Source organism: Pseudomonas sp. LBUM1659 (genome assembly GCF_059716045.1).
The window spans coordinates 6,059,415-6,079,442 of the sequence record NZ_CP166797.1; the positions used below are offsets into that span (position 1 = coordinate 6,059,415).

Here is a 20,028-nt window from a genome sequence, read left to right on the forward strand (position 1 = left end):
TCTTACTTGATCAGACCATCCAGCGGCGAGGAGGCGCTGGCATAGAGTTTTTTCGGCATGCGGCCGGCGAGGTAGGCCAGGCGGCCCGCGACGATGGCGTGCTTCATGGCTTCAGCCATCATGATCGGCTGCTGGGCGTGGGCGATGGCCGAGTTCATCAGCACCGCGTCACAACCCAACTCCATGGCGATGGTGGCATCGGATGCAGTACCGACACCGGCATCCACCAGCACCGGGATTTTGGCTTCTTCGAGGATGATCTGCAGATTGTAGGGGTTGCAGATCCCCAGGCCTGAACCGATCAGACCCGCCAGCGGCATGACCGCGATGCAGCCGATTTCCGCCAGTTGGCGAGCGATGATCGGGTCATCGCTGGTGTAGACCATCACGTCAAAACCTTCCTTGACCAGCGATTCAGCGGCCTTGAGGGTTTCGATCACATTGGGGAACAGGGTTTTCTGGTCCGCCAGCACTTCCAGCTTCACCAGGTTGTGACCATCGAGCAGCTCACGAGCCAGGCGGCAGGTGCGCACGGCCTCGATCGCGTCGTAGCAACCGGCGGTGTTCGGCAGGAAGGTGTAGCGATCCGGCGACAGGAAATCCAGCAGGTTCGGTTCGCCCTGGTTCTGGCCCAGATTGGTGCGGCGAACGGCGAAGGTGACAATTTCGGCACCCGAGGCTTCGATGGCCAGACGGGTTTCTTCCATGTCGCGATACTTGCCGGTGCCTACCAGCAAACGCGACTGGTAAGTACGACCGGCCAGGACGAAGGGCTTGTCGCTACGAACGATGCTCATGGGAAATCCTCTGTAGGGGTGAGGTTCTTGCAGAATTCTGTACCCTCGCGGGCTGCACGGCTAGCCGCCACCGATGGCGTGGACGACTTCGACGCTGTCGCCATCGTTCAGCGTGGTGTCGGCATGCTGACTGCGCGGGACGATATCCAGATTGAGTTCAACCGCCACCCGGCGTCCGGTCAGTTCCAGACGGGTCAGCAGGGCCGCAACGGTTTCACCGTCGGGCAGTTCAAGGGATTCGCCGTTCAACTGAATGCGCATACCGAATGCCGCCATCATTTTTAGGGGCTGGCATTCTAGCCCGATCAGTCTTGGCGACCCAAGCCATTCGTCATGAAATGGACCACCCGGTCAGCTCAACCGCCAGGCGGCAAGCCCCAGGCACACCCAACCCACAAGGAATGCGAGCCCGCCGAAGGGCGTGACGATCCCGAGCTTGCTGACACCGGTCAGGGTCAGCAGGTACAGACTGCCGGAAAACAGCAGGATGCCGATGGCAAACGAGGCGCCGGCCCAGGTGATCAAACGCCCCGGAATCTGTGTGGCCAGCAGCGCGATGCCCAGCAATGCCAGGGTGTGCACCAGTTGGTAGGTGACGCCGGTGTGGAAAATCGCCAGGTACTCAGGGGTCAGACGGCTTTTCAGGCCATGTGCGGCGAACGCACCCAGGGCAACGCCGGTGAAACCGAAGAAAGCGGCCAGCATCAAAAAGCCACGCAGCATGAAGAACTCCAGTCAGACTCGATCAACAGGGTCTGTATAATGGCCCGCTCAACGGGTTCGGCCAAGCCATCTCTATGCTGCGTATATTTTTGCGACGATTCACAAAGGCCGTGCTCTGGTTCGCGGGTGGCAGCGTATTGCTGGTGCTGATTTTTCGCGTGGTGCCGCCGCCGGGAACGGCGTTGATGGTCGAGCGTAAGATCGAATCCTGGTTCGACGGCGAGCCGATTGACCTGCAACGGAGCTGGAAGCCATGGGATGAAATCTCCGACGACCTGAAAGTCGCGGTGATTGCCGGTGAGGATCAGAAATTTCCTGAACACTGGGGCTTTGACTTCGGCGCGATTCAGGCGGCTCTGGCTCATAACGAACTGGGTGGGTCGATTCGCGGTGCCAGCACGCTGAGCCAGCAAGTGTCGAAGAATCTGTTCCTGTGGTCTGGCCGCAGTTGGTTGCGCAAAGGTCTGGAAGCCTGGTTTACCGGGTTGATCGAAGTGTTCTGGCCCAAACAGCGGATTCTTGAGGTGTATCTCAACAGTGTTGAGTGGGATGACGGCGTGTTTGGGGCAGAGGCTGCGGCACGGCATCACTTTGGTGTGAGCGCTAAACGTCTTAGCCGTCAGCAATCGAGCTTACTGGCCGCCGTATTGCCCAACCCGCGAGTGTGGAGCGCGAGCCATCCGACCAACTACGTCGCACGACGGGCCGGGTGGATTCGGCGGCAGATGAGTCAGTTGGGTGGTGACAGTTATCTGGTTGGCCTCAACGATTCGCGCCGGGCGCCTTGGGCTCAATAACACTGCAAATCCCTTGTGGGAGCGCGCCTGCTCGCGAATGCGGCGCGTCATTCAGCTCTGATCTTGACTGACACACCGCATTCGCGGGCAAGCCCGCTCCTACAGGGGCCGGTGCCAGCCAGGATAATGTGCACAAACAAAAACGCCCCGATCAATGATCGGGGCGTTTTTTATTGCCGGTTCGCAGGTTATGCCGCAATCGACAACTTGAGCTTGTTCATCGCGCTCTTCTCGAGCTGACGGATACGCTCGGCCGACACGTTGTACTTCTGCGCCAGGTCGTGCAGCGTGGCTTTCTCTTCAGCCAACCAGCGCTGATAAAGGATGTCACGGCTGCGGTCGTCCAGCACTTCCAGTGCTTCGTGCAGGTTGTGGTTGGAGTTGTCGCTCCAGTCAGCATCTTCCAGTTGACGGGCCGGGTCGTACCGGTGGTCTTCCAGATAGTTGGCTGGCGACTGGAAAGCACTGTCGTCGTCCGCTTCCGCGGCCGGGTCGAAGGCCATGTCATGGCCAGTCAGGCGACTTTCCATCTCGCGCACTTCCCGAGGCTCTACACCGAGGCTTTCCGCCACACGGTGGACTTCCTCGTTGTTCAACCAGGCCAGACGCTTTTTCTGGCTGCGCAGATTGAAGAACAGCTTGCGCTGGGCCTTGGTGGTCGCGACTTTCACGATGCGCCAGTTGCGCAGGATGAACTCGTGGATTTCCGCCTTGATCCAGTGCACGGCGAACGAAACCAGACGCACACCCATTTCCGGGTTGAAGCGCTTGACCGCCTTCATCAGGCCGACGTTGCCTTCCTGGATCAGGTCAGCCTGAGCCAGACCGTAGCCGGAATAGCTACGGGCGATATGTACGACAAAACGCAGGTGGGCGAGCACCATCTGCCGAGCCGCCCCCAAATCCTGCTCATAATAGAGACTCTCGGCCAGTTCACGCTCCTGCTCCGGCGTCAGCAATGGAATGCTGTTCACGGTGTGCACATAGGCCTCCAGGTTCGCACCCGGGACCAGAGCATATACAGGTTGCAAAGAATTGGTCATACGAAAAAACCTCCCACTTACAAACTCGTGCAGTTCAGCACTGCGAAAATTGACCGGAAACCGAAAGACAAGTTCCCATAAACGCTGAAAGGTCAATACGAGCAAAATGATACTACTTAGGCGCAAGCTCCCTCAGGTGGCGTGCGACTGCAATCCATGCACCGATATACCCCAACAGCACCGCGCCAAGCAAGAGAGACAGACCATCGGCAACTGGCACACCGGCCAGCGCGAAATCACTGCCGTACAAACCGGCCAGTCCAACCACGGCGTCGTTCAGCCAGTTCAAGCCAAACGCCAGTACGCCCCAGGACAGCATCCCCGCACCGAAGCCATAAAGCGCGCCCATGTACAGAAAGGGCCTGCGCACATAGCTGTCCGTGCCGCCGACGAGTTTAATCACTTCTATCTCTGTGCGGCGGTTTTCAATATGAAGACGAATGGTATTGCCTATCACCAAAAGTAATGCAGAAACCAGCAACACGGTCAGACCGAAGACAAAACGGTCGCCCAGCTTGAGGATGGCGGCCAGACGCTCGACCCAGACTAGATCAAGTTGCGCCTGTTGTACCTTTGGCAGCTCGGAAAGTTTTTGTCTTAATGCTTCAAGCGCAGGCTTGTCGACTTCCTTCGGCGTCACCAGAACCACGCCAGGCAGCGGGTTTTCGGGCAACTCCTTAAGTGCATCGCCCAAGCCGGACTGCTGCTGAAACTCTTCCAGCGCCTGGTCGCGACCAACATATTGCGCATCAGCTACGCCCGGCATGCCTTTGATCTGCTCGCGCAACGACTCGCCCTCAGCAGGGCTGGCCTCCAAATGCAGGTACAGGGATATTTGCGCCGCACGCTGCCAGGAACCGCCCAGCCGCTCGACGTTACTCAGCAAAAGTGACAACCCCATCGGCAAACTCAGCGCAACGGCCATCACCATGCAGGTGAAAAAGCTGCCGATGGGCTGCTTGCCTAAGCGACGCAAGCTGTCCAGCAGACTCGCGCGGTGGCTTTCAACCCAGGCGCGGAACAACGTGGCGAAGTCCGGGCCGTCGTCATCGTCGTGTTTTTTCTTTTGCGGTTGCGGATCGGCAGCCTTCGGGGCTACACGTTCGGAAACTTTGGGGCTGCGTGTCGCACTCATTCGGCAGCCTCCCCGTCGCCAATCAATCGACCACGTTGCAGCGTCAGCATGCGATGACGCATCCGGGCGATCAGTGCCAGGTCGTGACTGGCGATCAGCACACTGGTGCCCAAGCGGTTGATGTCTTCGAACACGCCCATGATTTCGGCGGCCAGACGCGGATCGAGGTTACCGGTCGGTTCGTCTGCCAACAGCAAGGCCGGCCGGTGAACGATGGCGCGGGCAATGCCGACGCGCTGTTGCTGACCGGTGGACAGGTCGCCGGGGTACAAATCGGTTTTGTCCGACAGCGCCACACGCTCCAGGGCCGAATCCACGCGCTTGACGATCTCGGCCTTCGACAGGCCAAGGATCTGCAAGGGCAGCGCGACGTTGTTGAACACCGTGCGATCGAACAACAACTGGTGATTCTGGAACACCACGCCGATCTGCCGGCGAAGATAAGGAATCTGCGCGCTGCTGATGGTGGCGAGGTCCTGGCCGGCCAACAGCAATTTGCCAGTGGTCGGACGCTCCATCGCCAGCAGTAGGCGCAACAAGGTGCTTTTACCCGCGCCGGAATGCCCGGTTACAAACAAGAATTCGCCCCGACGGACTCGAAAGCTCAGCTCATGCAAGCCGACGTGACCGTTCGGGTAGCGTTTACCGACCTGTTCGAAACGAATCATGAACGCTCCCGCTCGGCAAACAGTGCCTGGACAAAGGGTTCTGCTTCAAAGGTACGCAAATCGTCGATGCCTTCACCGACGCCGATGTAGCGGATCGGCAGGCCAAACTGCTTGGCCAGGGCAAAAATCACCCCACCCTTGGCGGTGCCGTCGAGCTTGGTCAGCGCCAGGCCAGTCAGTTCGACGGTCTGGTTGAATTGTTTGGCCTGGTTGATGGCATTCTGGCCGGTGCCGGCATCGAGCACCAACAACACTTCGTGCGGCGCGTCGGCGTCGAGCTTGCCGATGACCCGGCGAACTTTCTTCAGCTCTTCCATCAAATTGTCTTTGGTGTGCAGGCGACCGGCGGTGTCGGCGATCAGTACGTCAATGCCACGGGCCTTGGCCGCCTGAACGGCATCAAAGATAACCGATGCCGAGTCAGCGCCAGTGTGCTGGGCGATGACCGGGATCTTGTTGCGCTCACCCCAGACCTGCAGTTGCTCGACCGCTGCGGCGCGGAAGGTGTCACCGGCCGCGAGCATGACTTTCTTGCCTTCGAGTTGCAGCTTCTTCGCCAATTTGCCGATGGTGGTGGTCTTGCCGGCACCGTTGACGCCCACCACCAGAATCACGAACGGCTTGTTCTGCGAGGTGATTTTCAGCGGCTGCTCGACCGGCTTGAGCATGGCGGCCAGCTCGGCTTGCAGGGATTTGTACAGTGCATCGGAATCAGCCAGTTCCTTGCGCGCTACCTTTTGGGTCAGGCGCTGGATGATCACCGACGTGGCTTCGACGCCAACGTCAGCGGTGAGCAGGCGGGTTTCGAGGTCTTCGAGTAGCTCATCATCGATGGCCTTTCTGCCCAGAAACAAGCTGGCCATGCCTTCGCCGATGCTGGCGCTGGTCTTGGACAACCCCTGCTTGAGGCGGGCGAAGAAACCGGCTTTGGATTCTTCTGTACGCGTTGGCTCGACGGGTGTTTCGACGGGAGCGACGACGGGGGCTGGTGCTTGCACAACCGGAGCAACCGGAGCAGGTACCACAGGTTCTGCAACAACCGGTTCAAGCGCAGCCACGACGACTGGCGCTACAACCGGCTCAGGCGCAGCCACGACGACTGGCGCTACAACCGGCTCAGGCGCAGCCACGACGACTGGCGCTACAACCGGCTCAGGCGCAGCCACAACGACTGGCGCTACAACCGGCTCAGGCGCAGCCACGACGACTGGCGCGACAACCGGCTCAGGCGCAGCCACGACGACTGGCGCTATAACCGGCTCAGGCGCAGCCACGACGACTGGCGCTACAACCGGCTCAACCACCGGAACCTGTACGGGCTCAGGCGCAAACGCGGCCGGAGCAGGAATCGGCGGCGTAATGTGCGGCGCCAATTCATCTTCAACGAGTGCCACTGGCTCTTCGGCCACCGGCAGCGTCAGCCAGGGTTCGGCAATCGGTGTCAGGGAGGCTTGGGTAACGGCCTCGGCAACGAGATCAGGCTCGACCACCGGTTGCAGCACCGGCTCGGCGATGGTTAACACAGTCGGCGCGAGCGCTTCTTCTATAACCGGCACCGGCGTGGGTTCAGGAAGTGGCTGTGGCTGTTCGACGACGGGTTCCTGCGGCTTTTTGCGCAGCCATCCGAACAGGCTTTTCTTCTCGCCAGCCGCAGCTGGGGCTTTCTTGTCGTCGTTGGAACCAAACATGGAGGACGGCTATCTCACGGTAGCGGCGCGCCCAAGGGCGCCCCGGCAAATAAATATTCGATGCAGAACAGACTGTGATTGACCCAGCTTGTTCACGCGCAACATTTTGTCGAGGTGAAAACCGCACCTCAAAGGTCGACTAATTCAAAGGACTGGAACGGCATCGTCGGCGAAAACTCAGAGTTTAGCTGTCAAACTCAAAGCTTGCGCCGCAAACCCAAACAACCTGCTGACCGATCAAAGGCCTGATAGGCGTGGCCGCCAGTAAAACGGATCAGTATCCTAGCACCCTCTCGCCCGCTGACGCTAAGACCAAGCGGGCAGCCCAACAGGTTTAAAAAAGAATGAATGCTCTAGCCCGCCGCGCTGCAGGCCTGCTGCTCAGCACAGTTTGCCTGCCACTGTCAGCCTTGGCTGCCGATCCACAACCCACCCACGAATTCACTCTCGATAACGGCCTGAAAGTTATCGTGCGTGAAGACCATCGGGCGCCAGTGGTGGTTTCTCAAGTCTGGTACAAGGTCGGCTCCAGCTACGAAACACCAGGGCAGACCGGTCTTTCCCATGCCCTCGAGCACATGATGTTCAAGGGCAGCGAGAAAGTCGGCCCCGGTGAAGCCTCGCTGATCCTGCGCGACCTCGGCGCTGAAGAGAACGCGTTCACCAGCGACGACTTCACGGCTTACTATCAAGTGCTGGCCCGCGATCGTCTGGGCGTGGCCTTCGAACTGGAAGCAGACCGCATGGCCAGCCTGCGCCTGCCAACTGACGAGTTCGCCCGCGAAATCGAGGTCATTAAAGAAGAACGTCGCCTGCGCACCGACGACAAACCGATGTCCAAGGCCTACGAACGCTTCAAGGCGATGGCTTACCCGGCCAGCGGTTACCACACGCCGACCATCGGCTGGATGGTCGACCTGGATCGGATGACGGTTGAAGATCTGCGCCACTGGTACCAATCCTGGTACGTGCCGAACAACGCCACGCTGGTGGTGGTCGGTGACGTAACCCCGGACGAAGTCAAAGCCTTGGCCCAGCGTTACTTTGGTCCCATCGCCAAACGCGATGTCCCCCCGGCGAAAATTCCGCTGGAACTGGCCGAACCCGGCGAACGCCTGATCACCCTGCATGTGCAAACCCAATTGCCAAGCCTGATGCTGGGTTTCAACGTGCCGAGCATCGCCACCGCCGAAGACAAACGCTCGGTAAACGCCTTGCGCCTGATCTCGGCCCTGCTGGACGGCGGCTACAGCGGTCGCATCCCGACGCAACTGGAACGCGGTGAAGAGCTGGTGTCTGGCGGTTCGTCGAGCTACGACGCCTACACCCGCGGCGACAGCCTGTTCACCTTGTCGGCTTCACCCAACACTCAGAAAAAGAAAACCATGGCCCAGGCTGAAGCCGGTCTGTGGAAGTTGCTCGAACAGTTGAAAACCACTGCTCCGTCCGCCGAAGAGCTGGAACGCGTACGGGCTCAGGTGATTGCCGGCCTGGTCTTCGAGCGCGACTCGATCACCAGCCAGGCCACTTCCATCGGCCAGCTGGAAACTGTCGGCCTGTCGTGGAAGCTGATGGACACCGAACTGGCCGACCTGCAAAGCGTAACGCCGCAAGACATCCAGAACGCCGCCAAGCTGTATTTCACCCGCGAACGTCTCAGCGTCGCCCATGTTCTGCCACTGGAGACGACTCATGAGTGAGCGTAAAAAAACACGTCTGGCCCTGATCGGCCTGGTCACTGTCGCACTGATCGGCTCCGCTGCCTTTTACTTGTCCAGAAGCAATGAGTCCAAAGCCAGCGAAGCACTGGACAAAGCCAAGTCCAGCCAGAAGCTGCAATCGCTGACTGAACTCGATGGCAAGGCACCGAGCCACCGCTCCCTTGACGTACAGACCTGGAACACCGCCGAAGGCGCCAAGGTGATGTTCGTCGAAGCCCGCGAGCTGCCGATGTTCGACATGCGCCTGATCTTCGCCGCTGGCAGCAGCCAGGACGGCAATGCGCCGGGCCTGGCCGTGCTGACCAACGCGATGCTCAACGAAGGTGTGGCCGGCAAAGATGTCGGCGCCATCGCTCAGGGCTTCGAAGGCCTGGGCGCTGACTTCGGCAACGGCGCGTTCAAGGACATGGCGCTGGTTTCCTTGCGTAGCCTCAGCGCCGCGGACAAGCGTGAACCGGCCCTGAAGTTGTTCTCTGAAGTCATTGGCAAACCGACCTTCCCGGCCGACTCCTTCGCGCGCATCAAGAACCAGATGCTCGCCGGTTTCGAATACCAGAAGCAAAACCCCGGCAAACTGGCGAGCCTGGAGCTGATGAACCGTTTGTACGGCGATCACCCCTACGCGCACTCCAGCGATGGCACGGCGAAAACCGTTCCTGCGATCACACTGGCTCAGCTCAAGGCGTTCCATGAGAAAGCCTACGCCGCTGGCAACGTGGTGATTGCGCTGGTCGGTGACCTGTCTCGCACCGAGGCCGAGGCGATTGCCGCGCAAGTCTCCAGCGCGCTGCCGAAAGGCCCGGCACTGGCGAAGATCGCGCAACCGGAAGAACCCAAAGCCAGCGTCGGCCACATCGAGTTCCCGTCCAAGCAAACCAACCTGATGCTCGCGCAACTGGGCATCGACCGTGACGATCCGGACTACGCCGCACTGTCCATGGGCAACCAGATCCTCGGTGGCGGTGGTTTCGGCACTCGTTTGATGAGCGAAGTGCGCGAGAAGCGTGGCCTGGCTTACGGCGTGTACTCGGGTTTCACCCCGATGCAGGCGCGTGGCCCGTTCATGATCAACCTGCAGACTCGCGCCGAGATGAGCGAAGGCACGCTGAAACTGGTGCAGGATGTGCTGGCCGACTACCTTAAAACCGGCCCGACGCAAAAAGAACTCGATGACGCCAAGCGTGAACTGGCCGGCAGCTTCCCGCTGTCCACCGCCAGCAACGCCGATATCGTCGGCCAATTGGGCGCCATGGGCTTCTACAACCTGCCGCTCAGTTATCTGGATGATTTCATGCGTGAGTCCCAGAGCCTGACCGTCGAGCAAGTCAAAACCGCACTGAACAAACACTTGAGCACGGACAAAATGGTCATCGTCAGCGCTGGCCCGACCGTGCCACAAAAGCCGTTACCGGCCCCAACTGATAAACCTGCCGAGCAGCCGCTCGGGGTTCCGGAGCATTAATGGCCACGCGTCCTAAAAAACCTGTTCACAACGTCCATAACGGCGTGAATCAACTGCGCATCATTGGCGGCGAATGGGGCAGCCGAAAGCTGAGCTTCCCGGATGCCCCGGGCTTGCGCCCGACGCCAGACCGGGTGCGTGAAACCCTGTTCAACTGGCTTGCGCCTTACGTCGCGGGCGCCAAGGTACTGGACCCGTTCGCTGGCAGCGGCGCACTGTTTCTGGAAGCCCTGTCCCGCGGCGCGGCCATGGGCCAGGCGCTGGACGCCAGCAACATCGCGGTCGCCAGCATCAAGGAGCATCTGGGCACACTGCGCTGCACCACCGGCCAGATTCAGACCGCCGATGCCCTGCGCTACCTGGAAACCCAGACAGCCACGGCCTACGACCTGGTGTTCCTCGACCCGCCGTTTAACCAGAACCTGCTGCCGAGCGTCTGCACGCTGCTGGAAGAGCGTCAGTGGCTGGCCAACGAGGCCTGGATCTACACCGAAAGCGAGAACGCGCCGTCGTCCCTTGGCTTGCCAGGCAACTGGCGCCTGCACCGCGAGCAGAAATCCGGGCGGGTTTACTATGCGTTGTGGCAACGTATGGCAGAGATCGCCGGTTAATCGACCGGCCTGAAAAGGTGCGCACCCGTTGCGCACCGCTGCATCGAGAGTAATTGTGTCCCATCCGCCAGACCGCTTCACCCCCGCCCTGGGCCTGGGCAACCCGCACTTGCAAACCTTGTGGGGACCGCTATGGCGAAAAACCACGCACATTGAACGCGAGCGCGAACGCTTGTGGCTCGATGACGGAGACTTTCTCGACCTCGACTGGCATGGCCCACACAGCGCGACGGCGCCGTTGGTGCTGGTGTTGCACGGGCTGACGGGGTCGTCGAACTCACCCTATGTGGCCGGCGTGCAAAAGGCACTCGCCGCCCAACGCTGGGCCAGTGTCGCGCTGAACTGGCGCGGCTGCTCGGGCGAGCCGAACCTGTTGGCCCGCAGCTACCATTCCGGAGCCAGCGAAGATCTGGCCGAAGTCATCAGGCACCTGCGGGCCAAACGCCCGTTAGCGCCGCTGTATGTGGTGGGCTATTCCCTGGGCGGCAATGTCTTGCTCAAGCACTTGGGCGAATCCGGCAGTGACAGTGACGTGGCCGGTGCGGTGGCGGTTTCGGTACCGTTTCGTCTCGACCACTGCGCCGATCGCATTGGCCAGGGCTTTTCCAGGGTCTACCAGGCGCATTTCATGCGCGAGATGCTCGCCTACATCAAGAACAAACAGCGCCAGTTCCAGCATGACGGACGCGAAGAGGGCCTGGCGGCGTTGGCGGCGCTCGGTTCGCTGGAGAACATGCGCACCTTCTGGGATTTCGATGGCCGGGTCACGGCGCCGTTGAATGGTTTTATCGATGCCGAGGATTACTATCGCCGCGCCTCGAGCCGCTATTTCCTTGGAGAGATTCGCACACCGACCCTGATCATTCAGGCAGCAGACGATCCCTTCGTGTTCCCCCACAGCCTGCCGCAAGGCGACGAACTGTCCGCCTGCACGCAACTCGAATTACAAACCAAAGGTGGGCATGTTGGTTTCGTCGATGGCTCGTTCAGGCAACCGGGTTATTACCTGGAACGACGCATCCCGCAGTGGCTGGCAGCCGTGGGGCGCGGCGGGAGATGAGCAGTACTGTGGGAGCCCGCTCGCTCCCACAGGGGGGATTTGCGTTATTCGCCAGTGGCGATGCCGCGCGCGGGATCGTTGATCCACTCGCTCCACGATCCGGCATACAACGAACCCAACGGATAACCCGCCAGGCACAGCGCGAACAGGTTATGGCACGCCGTCACGCCTGAACCGCAGTACGCCACCAGATCGCTCGGCGAACGATCACCGAGTCTTGTGGCAAATCGCTGCTTGAGCTGATCAGCCGGCAGGAATCGTCCATCGCTGCCCAGGTTCTCATTGAACGCCGCACATTGCGCTCCCGGAATGTGCCCGGCAATCGGATCGATCGGCTCCACTTCGCCTTTGAAACGCGGCAAGGCACGGGCGTCCAGCAAGGTCAGCGCCGGCTGGCCGAGACGCTGCTGAAGTTGTTCGGCGCTCAAGATCAGCGCGTTGTCCGGGGTTCCGGTAAAGGTGCCGCGTTTGGTGTCGCACGCATCCAGGCTCAGCGGCAAACCCGCCGCATGCCAGGCCTTGAGCCCGCCGTCCAGAATAAACACGCCGTCACGCTTGCCCAGCCATGCCAGCAACCACCAGGCCCGCGCCGCGTAGGCACCCGGGCCGTCATCGTACAAAACCACTTCGCTGTCGGCGTTGATGCCCCAGGCTTGCAGGCGTTCGACCAACGCTTCAGCGTCAGGCAGCGGATGACGCCCCGTCATGCCCTTGACCACCGGTCCACTCAAATCACGCTCAAGATCGGCAAACTTCGACCCGGCGATGTGCCCTTCGGCATAGCTGCGCTGGCCATAATCCGGGTCTTCGAGGGCAAAACGACAATCCAGAATCACCAACCCCGGCTCGTCCTTTTTCAGGTCCAGTGCTTGCGGGCTGATCAGTTGCGCAATGGGCATAGCGGGCTCCTGTGACTAAGTCGGTTTTAAATCCTACTGCACTTCTTCAAGGGCTTGGGCCAGCGGCACGTAAAACTCTTCGTACAGCGCGTTCACTGCATCGCGAGACTGATCCGTCACGAAACCGGCCTCAAGCACCAGCACCTGATACACCCCACGCTTAATGGCTTGTTCGCTCAGGTGATTGGAGTTTTCCCGCGTGGTGCACAGAAACCGCACCCAGGACGTCAGGATGATCCACGCGTTGAGCGTCAGGGACTCGATCTGCACCTTGTCCATTTGCAGGATGCCGGCTTCGACGAAGGCCCCGTAGATGTGCGTGCCATGAATCAGGCAGCGCTGGGAAAACCGCCGGTAACGGGCGGAGAGTTCCGGATCGCTGTCGAGCAGGTGCTCGAGATCGCGATGCAAAAACCGGTAGCGCCACATCGCCGCCAGCAACTCCTTAAGGTAGAAGCGCTTGTCGTCCACCGTGGACGCACGCCCCTGAGGCGGGCGCAGGAAGCTGTCCACCAGGCTTTCGTACTCACTGAACAACACGGCGATGATCGCCTGCTTGTTGGGGAAGTGGTAGTAAAGGTTGCCCGGCGAAATCTCCATGTGGGCAGCAATGTGGTTGGTGCTGATACTGCGCTCACCCTGCTGATTGAACAGCTCCAGGCTGTTCTGCACGATGCGCTCGCTGGTTTTGATCCGAGGGGCCATGGCTTGAGCTTAAATTCAGAGTGCGATGACGGGCATCTTACGACCTATCCGCGAGTGGATAAAACAAAGCTGTTCGAGGATGTCATTTGACTTTCTAGAGTATAGACTCTAAAAAGGTCTTCATTACAATTAATCCGGAGCCGACAATGACTGCTGACATCGCCTACCTTCAGAACCTGAATCAGCCTCTGGAAGAACTGCAAACCCTGTTCGACGCACAACGCGCCGCGTACGCCGCCAACCCGATGCCGCCGGCCGCCCAGCGTCAGCAATGGCTCAAAGTATTGCGCGACCTGTTGAACAGCGAACGTCAGGCGTTGATCGAGGCGATCAGCCAGGATTTCAGCCACCGCAGCGCCGATGAAACCCTGCTCGCCGAAATAATGCCCAGCCTCCACGGCATTCATTACGCCAGCCAGCGCCTTAAAGGCTGGATGAAGGACTCGCGGCGCAAGGTGGGCATCGCTTTTCAGCCGGCGGCGGCCAAAGTTGTTTACCAACCGTTGGGCGTGGTCGGCGTGATCGTGCCGTGGAACTACCCGCTGTACCTGGCCATCGGCCCATTGGTGGGCGCGCTATCGGCCGGTAATCGGGTGATGCTCAAACTCAGCGAATCAACCCCGGCCACCGGTTTGCTGCTCAAGGAATTGCTCGCCCGGGTCTTCCCTCAAGACCTGGTCTGCGTCGTGCTGGGCGAAGCCGACGTCGGCGTAGCGTTCTCTCGCCTGCCTTTCGATCACCTGCTGTTCACCGGCGCCACCAGCATCGGCAAACACGTGATGCGTGCGGCGGCCGAGAACCTCACCCCGGTGACCCTCGAACTCGGCGGCAAGTCCCCGGCCATCGTGTCCCATGATGTGCCACTTAAGGACGCCGCCGAACGTATCGCCTTCGGCAAGACCCTGAACGCCGGTCAAACCTGCGTGGCCCCGGATTACGTACTGGTGCCGCAAGACCGTGTGGAGGGTTTCATCGAAGCTTATCGTCAGGTGATTCGCGGTTTTTATCCGACACTGGCTGACAACCCGGACTACACCGCCATCATCAACGAGCGGCAACTGGCGCGTCTCAACGGCTACATCAGCGATGCCACCAGCAAAGGGGCGCAGCTGATTCCGTTGTTCGATCAAGGTCAGGGGCGGCGCATGAGTCACAGCCTGCTACTCAATGTCACCGACGACATGACGGTGATGCAGGACGAAATCTTCGGCCCGCTGCTGCCGATCGTGCCGTACAAGACTCTGAACGAGGCGTTCGCCTACATCAACCAACGCCCTCGCCCACTGGCGCTGTATTACTTCGGCTACGACAAGCGCGAACAAAACCGTGTACTCCACGAAACCCACTCCGGGGGTGTTTGCCTCAATGACACGCTGCTGCACGTCGCTCAGGACGACATGCCGTTCGGTGGCATCGGCGCCTCGGGCATGGGTCATTACCACGGCCACGAAGGCTTCCTGACCTTCAGCAAGGCCAAAGGCGTGTTGATCAAACAGCGCTTCAACGCATCGAAGTTGATCTACCCGCCGTACGGAAAGTCCATTCAGAAACTGATCCAGAAGCTGTTTATCCGCTAACCATCACCACCACCGGGTAACAACAATAATGAACCCAAGCTTGACCGATACACCCGCGCTGTCACGGCGCGGCTTGCTGAAATTCAGCCTCGGCGCGAGCGCCTTCCTGGCCACGGCCGGCTTGGGCGCGAGCCTCAGCGGCTGCTCGTCGAGCACTCCGGCGACCGGCTTCATGTTGCTGCGCAGCGGCGACCTGCTGTTTTTGCGGGCCCTGATCCCGGTGATGCTCGAGGGCGCTGTCACGGCCGAGAAAATGTCGGCATCGGTCGACCAGACCTTGCACAGCCTGGATAACAGCCTGAATCACCTGTCGCCGGAAATGCTCAAGTTGACACAACAATTGTTCGATGTGCTGGGGATGGCCGTGACTCGCGGACCGCTGACCGGGATCTGGGGCAGTTGGGAAAACGCCAGCACTGATGAAATCCGGCACTTCCTTGATCGTTGGGAAAACAGTTCGTTGGGCTTGTTGCGCATGGGCCATAGCTCGTTGCTGCAACTGGTGATGATGGCGTGGTACAGCCGGGCGGAATCGTGGGCGCATTGCGGGTATCCCGGACCGCCTACGGTCTGAAACCGGGGCGACCCTATCGCGGGCAAGCCACGCTCCCACAGGTTCGAGGTGAGCCACCCTTTTATGAACGACTCAAAACCCTGTGGGAGCCGGGCTTGCCCGCGATGGCGTCAGTCGCCTCACCACCGCCAATAAAAACAACAAGAGAACCAGAAGATGCCTGTACCCGATCCGTTCCGAGAAGGCCTGTCCCGTGGCTGGAAAACCTACAATGGCTCGCAACTGACCCAAGACCTGATCCTCGAAGCGGACGTGGCGATCATCGGCAGCGGTGCTGGTGGGGGCACCACGGCTGAAATCCTCAGCGCGGCCGGCTACAAGGTGCTGCTGATCGAAGAAGGCCCGCTCAAGACCAGCAGCGACTTCAAGATGCTCGAAGACCAGGCCTACTCCAGCCTCTATCAGGAAGGTATCGGGCGCATGAGCAAGGATGGCGCGATCACCATCCTTCAGGGCCGGGCGGTGGGCGGCACCACGCTGATCAACTGGACCTCGAGCTTTCGCACGCCAGCCCTGACGCTCGAACACTGGGCCAAGGAGCACGATGTCAAAGGCCACTCGCCTGCCGATATGGCGCCGTGGTTCGAGAAAATGGAACAACGCCTCGGCGTCGCACCGTGGATGGTGCCGCCCAACGCCAACAACGACGTGATCCGCAAAGGCTGTGAAAAGCTCGGCTACGCCTGGCACGTCATCCCGCGCAACGTGCGCGGCTGCTGGAACCTTGGCTATTGCGGCATGGGCTGCCCAACCAACGCCAAGCAATCAATGCTGGTCACGACCATTCCGGCGACGCTGGAAAAAGGCGGCGAGCTGCTGTACCTGGCCCGCGCCGAAAGGCTGTCGATCAAGGACGGCAAGGTCACCGGCCTGCAATGCGTGGCGATGGACGACCGCTGCGTCGCGCCGACCGGGCGCACGATCACGGTCAAGGCGCGCCATTACGTACTGGCCGGAGGCGGAATCAACAGCCCGGCGTTGCTCTTGCGTTCCGATGCACCGGATCCGCACAAGCGCCTCGGCAAACGCACGTTCCTGCATTTGGTGAACATGTCCGCCGGGCTGTTCGACGAGGTGATCAACCCTTTCTACGGCGCGCCACAGTCGATCTATTCCGACCATTTCCAATGGCAGGACGGCACCACTGGCAAGATGTCCTACAAACTCGAAGTCCCACCGCTGCACCCGGCATTGGCGACGACCCTGCTCGGCGGTTTCGGCAAGGAAAACGCCCTGCACATGGAGCACCTGCCCCATACCCACGCCATGCTCGCGCTGCTGCGCGACGGTTTCCATCCGGACAGCCCCGGTGGCAGCGTCGAATTGCGCGGTGACAATACGCCAGTGCTCGACTATCAAGTCTCACCCTACACCTGGGACGGCTTGCGCCGAGCCTTCCACAGCATGGCCGAGATCCAGTTCGCCGGTGGCGCCAAAGCGGTGATGCCGATGCACGCCGATGCTCGCTACGTGAAAACCCTGGCCGAAGCGCGCACGCTGATCGATGGTTTGAGCCTTGAGTTGTATCGCACACGTCTGGGCAGCGCCCACGTGATGGGCGGTTGTGCGATGGGTGAAGACCCGAAAAACGCCGTCACCGACAGCCTCGGCCGTCATCACCAGCTCAGTAATCTGTCGGTCCATGACGGCTCGCTGTTTCCCACCAGCATTGGCGCAAACCCGCAGTTGTCGATCTACGGGCTGACAGCACAACTGGCCACTTCGCTGGCCGAACGTTTGAAAAACCCATGAAAAGGGAGAATATTCTTATCGTCTATAGTGCTTTCTTACCCAACAGGCGACTTGGCCGACCGGGAAGGCTGCGATACCATCCGACTCCCCAACGGACTCCCGCCAGGACGACGCGATGAACCGAGTGTTGTACCCAGGTACCTTCGACCCTATTACCAAGGGCCATGGCGACTTGGTCGAACGCGCCGCGCGCCTGTTCGATCATGTGATCATCGCCGTTGCCGCGAGCCCCAAGAAAAACCCGTTGTTTCCTCTGGAACAGCGTGTGGAGCTGGCCCGCGAGGTCACTAAACATCTGCCGAACGTTGAAGTCGTCGGTTTCTCGACGCTGCTCGCGCACTTCGCCAAAGAGAAGAACGCCAACGTGTTTTTGCGTGGATTGCGCGCGGTATCGGACTTCGAATACGAATTCCAGCTGGCCAACATGAACCGCCAACTGGCGCCGGATGTGGAAAGCCTCTTTCTTACTCCATCCGAGCGTTATTCGTTCATTTCTTCAACGCTGGTCCGTGAAATCGCTGCGCTTGGCGGCGACATTACCAAGTTCGTCCACCCTGCCGTGGCGGACGCCCTCACCGAGCGCTTCAAGAAGTAACGACCGCTGAATCGGCGCCCGCGTGCACTGCGGGCGCCAATGCGGCACAATTGTGCGCATTGGTTTATTGCGCCCGGGCCTGCCGCCCTGGCTGGAGTTAGCATGTCCCTGATCATCACCGACGATTGCATCAACTGCGACGTCTGCGAACCCGAGTGCCCAAACGCCGCCATTTCCCAAGGCGAAGAGATCTACGTGATCGACCCGAACCTGTGCACGCAGTGTGTCGGCCACTACGACGAACCTCAGTGCCAGCAAGTGTGCCCGGTGGATTGTATTCCTCTGGACGAAGCGCATCCGGAGACTCAAGACGAGTTGATGGAGAAATACCGGAAGATTACCGGTAAGGCTTGAGTCTTTTAAGACCGCAGGACCTCTCAGCTCTGACAGCGAGGGCAAAAGACGCTGGCGCGCTGCCCGAGTTTCACATCCCGCAGCTCTGTGCCGCAAACCTTGCAGGGCTCATGGCCTCGGCCGTACACGAACAGCTCCTGCTGGAAGTAACCTGGCTGACCGTCACCGCCGATAAAGTCGCGCAACGTGGTGCCGCCGCGCTCGATGGCCGCGGCCAGGATGCGTTTGATCTCGATCGCCAGCTTCAAATAGCGCGCCCGGGAAATGCTCTTCGCTTCGCGGCGCGGATCGATGCCGGCGGCGAACAGCGCTTCGGTCGCGTAGATATTGCCGACGCCGACCACCACGGCGTTATCCATGATGAACGGCTTGACCGCCATGGAGCGCCCGCGAGACTGCTGAAACAAGCGCTCGCCGTCGAACAGGTCGGTCAACGGTTCCGGACCCAGGCGAATCAGCAACTCGTGGTTATAAGGGTCGAGGCTCCAGAGCATCGCGCCAAACCGACGCGGGTCGGTGTAACGCAGCGCCAGGCCGGACTCCAGTTCGATGTCCACATGCTCATGCTTGGCCGCCGGCAGGCCTGCTTCCACCAGCCGCAAATTCCCCGACATGCCCAAATGGCTGATCAGCGTGCCGACTTCTGCATTGATCAACAGGTACTTCGCGCGCCGCTCCACCAGCACGATGCGCTGCCCGGACAGCCGCACATCAAGGTCTTCCGGAATCGGCCAGCGCAAGCGCCGGTCGCGCACGATCACCCGGCTGACCCGTTGGCCTTCCAGGTGCGGCGCAATTCCGCGGCGGGTGGTTTCGACTTCTGGCAATTCAGGCATGGCGCACTCGAATCAGGCTATCCAACATTCAGCGGTGAGTGCCGAGGTCGCGAATCGTTTGCTTGAGCGTCTCGAAGTCATAGTCCGAGAGGCCGACATAATCGAGCACCAGATGCCCGATGCTGTTCCATTCGTGGTCTTCGGCCTGGTTACCCAATACCCGATAGGACGCACAAATGTGTTCGGCCATCTTGAGGATCGCCAGCAGGTTCTTGAGCTGGGCATTGCGCGACGACTCATCGCTGAAGATCGCCAACGCGTTGTGGTGATTGGCGATAGCGGCGGTCACATGATCCGGCAGACGCCAGGACTTGGCGGTGTAGTAACCCACCACGGCATGGTTGGTGTTAAACGCCCGGTTCTCGGTGTCCACCACCCGGCATTCGGTACTGGCGTTAGCATACGCCTCTTCCAGAACCGTCATGTATTGGGGGAAACGCTGAAGCATCAACGGCACACCGCAATCGTGGAACAACCCCAGGGCGTACGCTTCATCGCCGGCCTGAGCGCCAATGCGCTTGGCCAGCGTCAGGCAGGTCATCGCCACGTCTTGAGCCGTATCCCAGAAGCGGTTCAAGGTGACAATGGTGTCGTCATTCATCTCACCCTTGATCGACTGCGCGTTGATCAGGTTGATGATTGAACGGCTGCCCAGCAGGTTCACCGCACGCTGGATCGAGGCGATCTTGTTGCTCAAGCCGTAATACGGCGAGTTGACGATTTTCAGCAAAGCGCCAGAGAGGCCCGGGTCTTGGGAGATCAGCTTCGCGATCACTTCCAGGTCCGGGTCGGGCATGTATTGCTCCATCTGCAAATCCACCATGATTTGCGGCTGGGCGGGCACGCTGATGCCTTGCAGGGATTGTTGAATCTGTTCGGTAGTCAGCTCTTGGGACATATGTACACACTCTGGGCCAGGCGCAGATTCTAGCTTCTAAAAGTTGGATCCGACACCTTGGACGGTACATCTGCTGAAGTTTCATCTCCACCCGCGGCCTTCACCGCATGTCTAACCGCCAAACCGTGGCCTT

Annotated in this window: 21 protein-coding genes; 10 read left to right on the top strand and 11 right to left on the bottom strand. The window is 60.2% G+C overall.

Annotation, left to right across the window (positions count from 1 at the left end; translation table 11 throughout):
- Positions 1-2 precede the first annotated feature (2 nt).
- The 3 genes from ACA048_RS27700 to ACA048_RS27710 all read right to left on the bottom strand — a co-directional run bounded on the left by ACA048_RS27700 (position 3) and on the right by ACA048_RS27710 (position 1,520).
- The gene (locus tag ACA048_RS27700) at positions 3-797 is read right to left on the bottom strand and encodes a thiazole synthase (RefSeq protein WP_007945511.1); all 795 of its coding nucleotides are present in this window, start codon (positions 795-797) and stop codon (positions 3-5) included.
- Positions 798-857: 60 nt separating this feature from the next.
- On the bottom strand, positions 858-1,058 hold the full coding sequence (gene thiS / locus ACA048_RS27705; RefSeq protein WP_008026157.1) for a sulfur carrier protein ThiS: 201 nt from the start codon (positions 1,056-1,058) through the stop codon (positions 858-860).
- A 90-nt stretch (positions 1,059-1,148) separates the two neighbouring features.
- Positions 1,149-1,520, bottom strand: coding sequence for a DUF423 domain-containing protein (locus ACA048_RS27710; protein ID WP_497627102.1), 372 nt, complete (start codon positions 1,518-1,520; stop codon positions 1,149-1,151).
- Positions 1,521-1,594: 74 nt separating this feature from the next.
- Between ACA048_RS27710 and mtgA the strand changes: the two genes are divergently transcribed.
- Positions 1,595-2,317: a monofunctional biosynthetic peptidoglycan transglycosylase gene (gene mtgA, locus ACA048_RS27715; RefSeq protein WP_497627103.1), complete on the top strand. Its 723-nt coding sequence runs from the start codon at positions 1,595-1,597 to the stop codon at positions 2,315-2,317.
- Positions 2,318-2,505: 188 nt separating this feature from the next.
- On the opposite strand, the gene rpoH is transcribed toward mtgA, so the two are convergent.
- The 4 genes from rpoH to ftsY all read right to left on the bottom strand — a co-directional run bounded on the left by rpoH (position 2,506) and on the right by ftsY (position 6,851).
- Positions 2,506-3,360, bottom strand: coding sequence for an RNA polymerase sigma factor RpoH (gene rpoH / locus ACA048_RS27720; RefSeq protein WP_158833536.1), 855 nt, complete (start codon positions 3,358-3,360; stop codon positions 2,506-2,508).
- 112 nt (positions 3,361-3,472) lie between these two features.
- Positions 3,473-4,495, bottom strand: coding sequence for a permease-like cell division protein FtsX (ftsX, locus tag ACA048_RS27725; RefSeq protein WP_497627104.1), 1,023 nt, complete (start codon positions 4,493-4,495; stop codon positions 3,473-3,475).
- Positions 4,492-5,163: a cell division ATP-binding protein FtsE gene (gene ftsE / locus ACA048_RS27730; protein ID WP_007945516.1), complete on the bottom strand. Its 672-nt coding sequence runs from the start codon at positions 5,161-5,163 to the stop codon at positions 4,492-4,494. Before ftsE ends, ftsX begins: the two co-directional genes overlap by 4 nt.
- A complete protein-coding gene (gene ftsY, locus ACA048_RS27735; protein WP_497627105.1) occupies positions 5,160-6,851 on the bottom strand; it encodes a signal recognition particle-docking protein FtsY in 1,692 nt (563 codons plus the stop codon). Before ftsY ends, ftsE begins: the two co-directional genes overlap by 4 nt.
- Before the next feature lie 344 nt (positions 6,852-7,195).
- On the opposite strand from ftsY, the gene ACA048_RS27740 reads away from it, so the two are divergent.
- Genes ACA048_RS27740 through ACA048_RS27755 form a run of 4 tightly spaced genes read left to right on the top strand, consistent with a single transcriptional unit; the run spans position 7,196 to position 11,705 of the window.
- Complete coding sequence (locus ACA048_RS27740) at positions 7,196-8,551, top strand: M16 family metallopeptidase (RefSeq protein WP_497627106.1); 1,356 nt, start codon at positions 7,196-7,198, stop codon at positions 8,549-8,551.
- Positions 8,544-10,034, top strand: coding sequence for a M16 family metallopeptidase (locus ACA048_RS27745; RefSeq protein ID WP_497627107.1), 1,491 nt, complete (start codon positions 8,544-8,546; stop codon positions 10,032-10,034). Before ACA048_RS27740 ends, ACA048_RS27745 begins: the two co-directional genes overlap by 8 nt.
- Positions 10,034-10,645 carry a 16S rRNA (guanine(966)-N(2))-methyltransferase RsmD gene (rsmD, locus tag ACA048_RS27750; RefSeq protein ID WP_140664229.1) on the top strand — a complete coding sequence of 204 codons (612 nt, stop codon included), beginning with the start codon at positions 10,034-10,036 and terminating at the stop codon, positions 10,643-10,645. The genes ACA048_RS27745 and rsmD overlap by 1 nt, the downstream gene beginning before the upstream one ends.
- 55 nt (positions 10,646-10,700) lie before the next feature.
- Entirely contained in the window at positions 10,701-11,705 is a 1,005-nt protein-coding gene (locus tag ACA048_RS27755) for a hydrolase (RefSeq protein ID WP_497627108.1), read from the top strand.
- 44 nt (positions 11,706-11,749) lie between these two features.
- Here the strand turns inward: ACA048_RS27755 and ACA048_RS27760 are convergent, their stop codons facing one another.
- Both ACA048_RS27760 and ACA048_RS27765 read right to left on the bottom strand, forming a co-directional pair.
- Positions 11,750-12,604, bottom strand: a complete 855-nt coding sequence (locus ACA048_RS27760) for a sulfurtransferase (protein WP_497627109.1) — start codon at positions 12,602-12,604, stop codon at positions 11,750-11,752.
- Positions 12,605-12,637: 33 nt separating this feature from the next.
- A complete protein-coding gene (locus ACA048_RS27765; protein ID WP_497627110.1) occupies positions 12,638-13,309 on the bottom strand; it encodes a TetR/AcrR family transcriptional regulator in 672 nt (223 codons plus the stop codon).
- 146 nt (positions 13,310-13,455) lie between these two features.
- Between ACA048_RS27765 and ACA048_RS27770 the strand changes: the two genes are divergently transcribed.
- The 5 genes from ACA048_RS27770 (at position 13,456) to ACA048_RS27790 (ending at position 18,161) form a co-directional block, all read left to right on the top strand.
- Complete coding sequence (locus ACA048_RS27770; protein ID WP_497627111.1) at positions 13,456-14,886, top strand: coniferyl aldehyde dehydrogenase; 1,431 nt, start codon at positions 13,456-13,458, stop codon at positions 14,884-14,886.
- Between the two features lie 28 nt (positions 14,887-14,914).
- A complete protein-coding gene (locus ACA048_RS27775; RefSeq protein WP_497627112.1) occupies positions 14,915-15,460 on the top strand; it encodes a twin-arginine translocation pathway signal protein in 546 nt (181 codons plus the stop codon).
- A 156-nt stretch (positions 15,461-15,616) separates the two neighbouring features.
- On the top strand, positions 15,617-17,212 hold the full coding sequence (locus tag ACA048_RS27780; RefSeq protein ID WP_497627113.1) for a GMC family oxidoreductase: 1,596 nt from the start codon (positions 15,617-15,619) through the stop codon (positions 17,210-17,212).
- Positions 17,213-17,327: 115 nt separating this feature from the next.
- The gene (coaD, locus tag ACA048_RS27785) at positions 17,328-17,807 is read left to right on the top strand and encodes a pantetheine-phosphate adenylyltransferase (protein WP_007945531.1); all 480 of its coding nucleotides are present in this window, start codon (positions 17,328-17,330) and stop codon (positions 17,805-17,807) included.
- Positions 17,808-17,909: 102 nt separating this feature from the next.
- Positions 17,910-18,161: a YfhL family 4Fe-4S dicluster ferredoxin gene (locus ACA048_RS27790; RefSeq protein ID WP_110965364.1), complete on the top strand. Its 252-nt coding sequence runs from the start codon at positions 17,910-17,912 to the stop codon at positions 18,159-18,161.
- Positions 18,162-18,184: 23 nt separating this feature from the next.
- Here ACA048_RS27790 and mutM read toward each other — a convergent pair whose 3' ends face one another.
- Both mutM and ACA048_RS27800 read right to left on the bottom strand, forming a co-directional pair.
- Positions 18,185-18,997 (bottom strand): bifunctional DNA-formamidopyrimidine glycosylase/DNA-(apurinic or apyrimidinic site) lyase, encoded by an 813-nt coding sequence (gene mutM / locus ACA048_RS27795; protein ID WP_223517970.1) that lies wholly within the window; start codon positions 18,995-18,997, stop codon positions 18,185-18,187.
- A gap of 28 nt (positions 18,998-19,025) precedes the next feature.
- Positions 19,026-19,841 (bottom strand): HDOD domain-containing protein, encoded by an 816-nt coding sequence (locus tag ACA048_RS27800; protein ID WP_223518208.1) that lies wholly within the window; start codon positions 19,839-19,841, stop codon positions 19,026-19,028.
- Positions 19,842-20,028 lie beyond the last annotated feature (187 nt).

What these genes read in the sequence shown, in the direction of transcription:
- ACA048_RS27765 (WP_497627110.1), bottom strand. Translation starts at nt 13,309, where the DNA reads ATGGCCCCTCGGATCAAAACCAGCGAGCGCATCGTGCAGAACAGCCTG.
- ftsX (WP_497627104.1), bottom strand. Translation starts at nt 4,495, where the DNA reads ATGAGTGCGACACGCAGCCCCAAAGTTTCCGAACGTGTAGCCCCGAAG.
- rsmD (WP_140664229.1), top strand. Translation starts at nt 10,034, where the DNA reads ATGGCCACGCGTCCTAAAAAACCTGTTCACAACGTCCATAACGGCGTG.
- mtgA (WP_497627103.1), top strand. Translation starts at nt 1,595, where the DNA reads ATGCTGCGTATATTTTTGCGACGATTCACAAAGGCCGTGCTCTGGTTC.
- thiS (WP_008026157.1), bottom strand. Translation starts at nt 1,058, where the DNA reads ATGCGCATTCAGTTGAACGGCGAATCCCTTGAACTGCCCGACGGTGAA.
- ACA048_RS27770 (WP_497627111.1), top strand. Translation starts at nt 13,456, where the DNA reads ATGACTGCTGACATCGCCTACCTTCAGAACCTGAATCAGCCTCTGGAA.
- ACA048_RS27780 (WP_497627113.1), top strand. Translation starts at nt 15,617, where the DNA reads ATGCCTGTACCCGATCCGTTCCGAGAAGGCCTGTCCCGTGGCTGGAAA.
- mutM (WP_223517970.1), bottom strand. Translation starts at nt 18,997, where the DNA reads ATGCCTGAATTGCCAGAAGTCGAAACCACCCGCCGCGGAATTGCGCCG.
- ACA048_RS27710 (WP_497627102.1), bottom strand. Translation starts at nt 1,520, where the DNA reads ATGCTGCGTGGCTTTTTGATGCTGGCCGCTTTCTTCGGTTTCACCGGC.
- ACA048_RS27775 (WP_497627112.1), top strand. Translation starts at nt 14,915, where the DNA reads ATGAACCCAAGCTTGACCGATACACCCGCGCTGTCACGGCGCGGCTTG.
- ACA048_RS27740 (WP_497627106.1), top strand. Translation starts at nt 7,196, where the DNA reads ATGAATGCTCTAGCCCGCCGCGCTGCAGGCCTGCTGCTCAGCACAGTT.
- ACA048_RS27790 (WP_110965364.1), top strand. Translation starts at nt 17,910, where the DNA reads ATGTCCCTGATCATCACCGACGATTGCATCAACTGCGACGTCTGCGAA.
- ftsY (WP_497627105.1), bottom strand. Translation starts at nt 6,851, where the DNA reads ATGTTTGGTTCCAACGACGACAAGAAAGCCCCAGCTGCGGCTGGCGAG.
- ftsE (WP_007945516.1), bottom strand. Translation starts at nt 5,163, where the DNA reads ATGATTCGTTTCGAACAGGTCGGTAAACGCTACCCGAACGGTCACGTC.
- ACA048_RS27745 (WP_497627107.1), top strand. Translation starts at nt 8,544, where the DNA reads ATGAGTGAGCGTAAAAAAACACGTCTGGCCCTGATCGGCCTGGTCACT.
- coaD (WP_007945531.1), top strand. Translation starts at nt 17,328, where the DNA reads ATGAACCGAGTGTTGTACCCAGGTACCTTCGACCCTATTACCAAGGGC.
- ACA048_RS27760 (WP_497627109.1), bottom strand. Translation starts at nt 12,604, where the DNA reads ATGCCCATTGCGCAACTGATCAGCCCGCAAGCACTGGACCTGAAAAAG.
- ACA048_RS27700 (WP_007945511.1), bottom strand. Translation starts at nt 797, where the DNA reads ATGAGCATCGTTCGTAGCGACAAGCCCTTCGTCCTGGCCGGTCGTACT.
- rpoH (WP_158833536.1), bottom strand. Translation starts at nt 3,360, where the DNA reads ATGACCAATTCTTTGCAACCTGTATATGCTCTGGTCCCGGGTGCGAAC.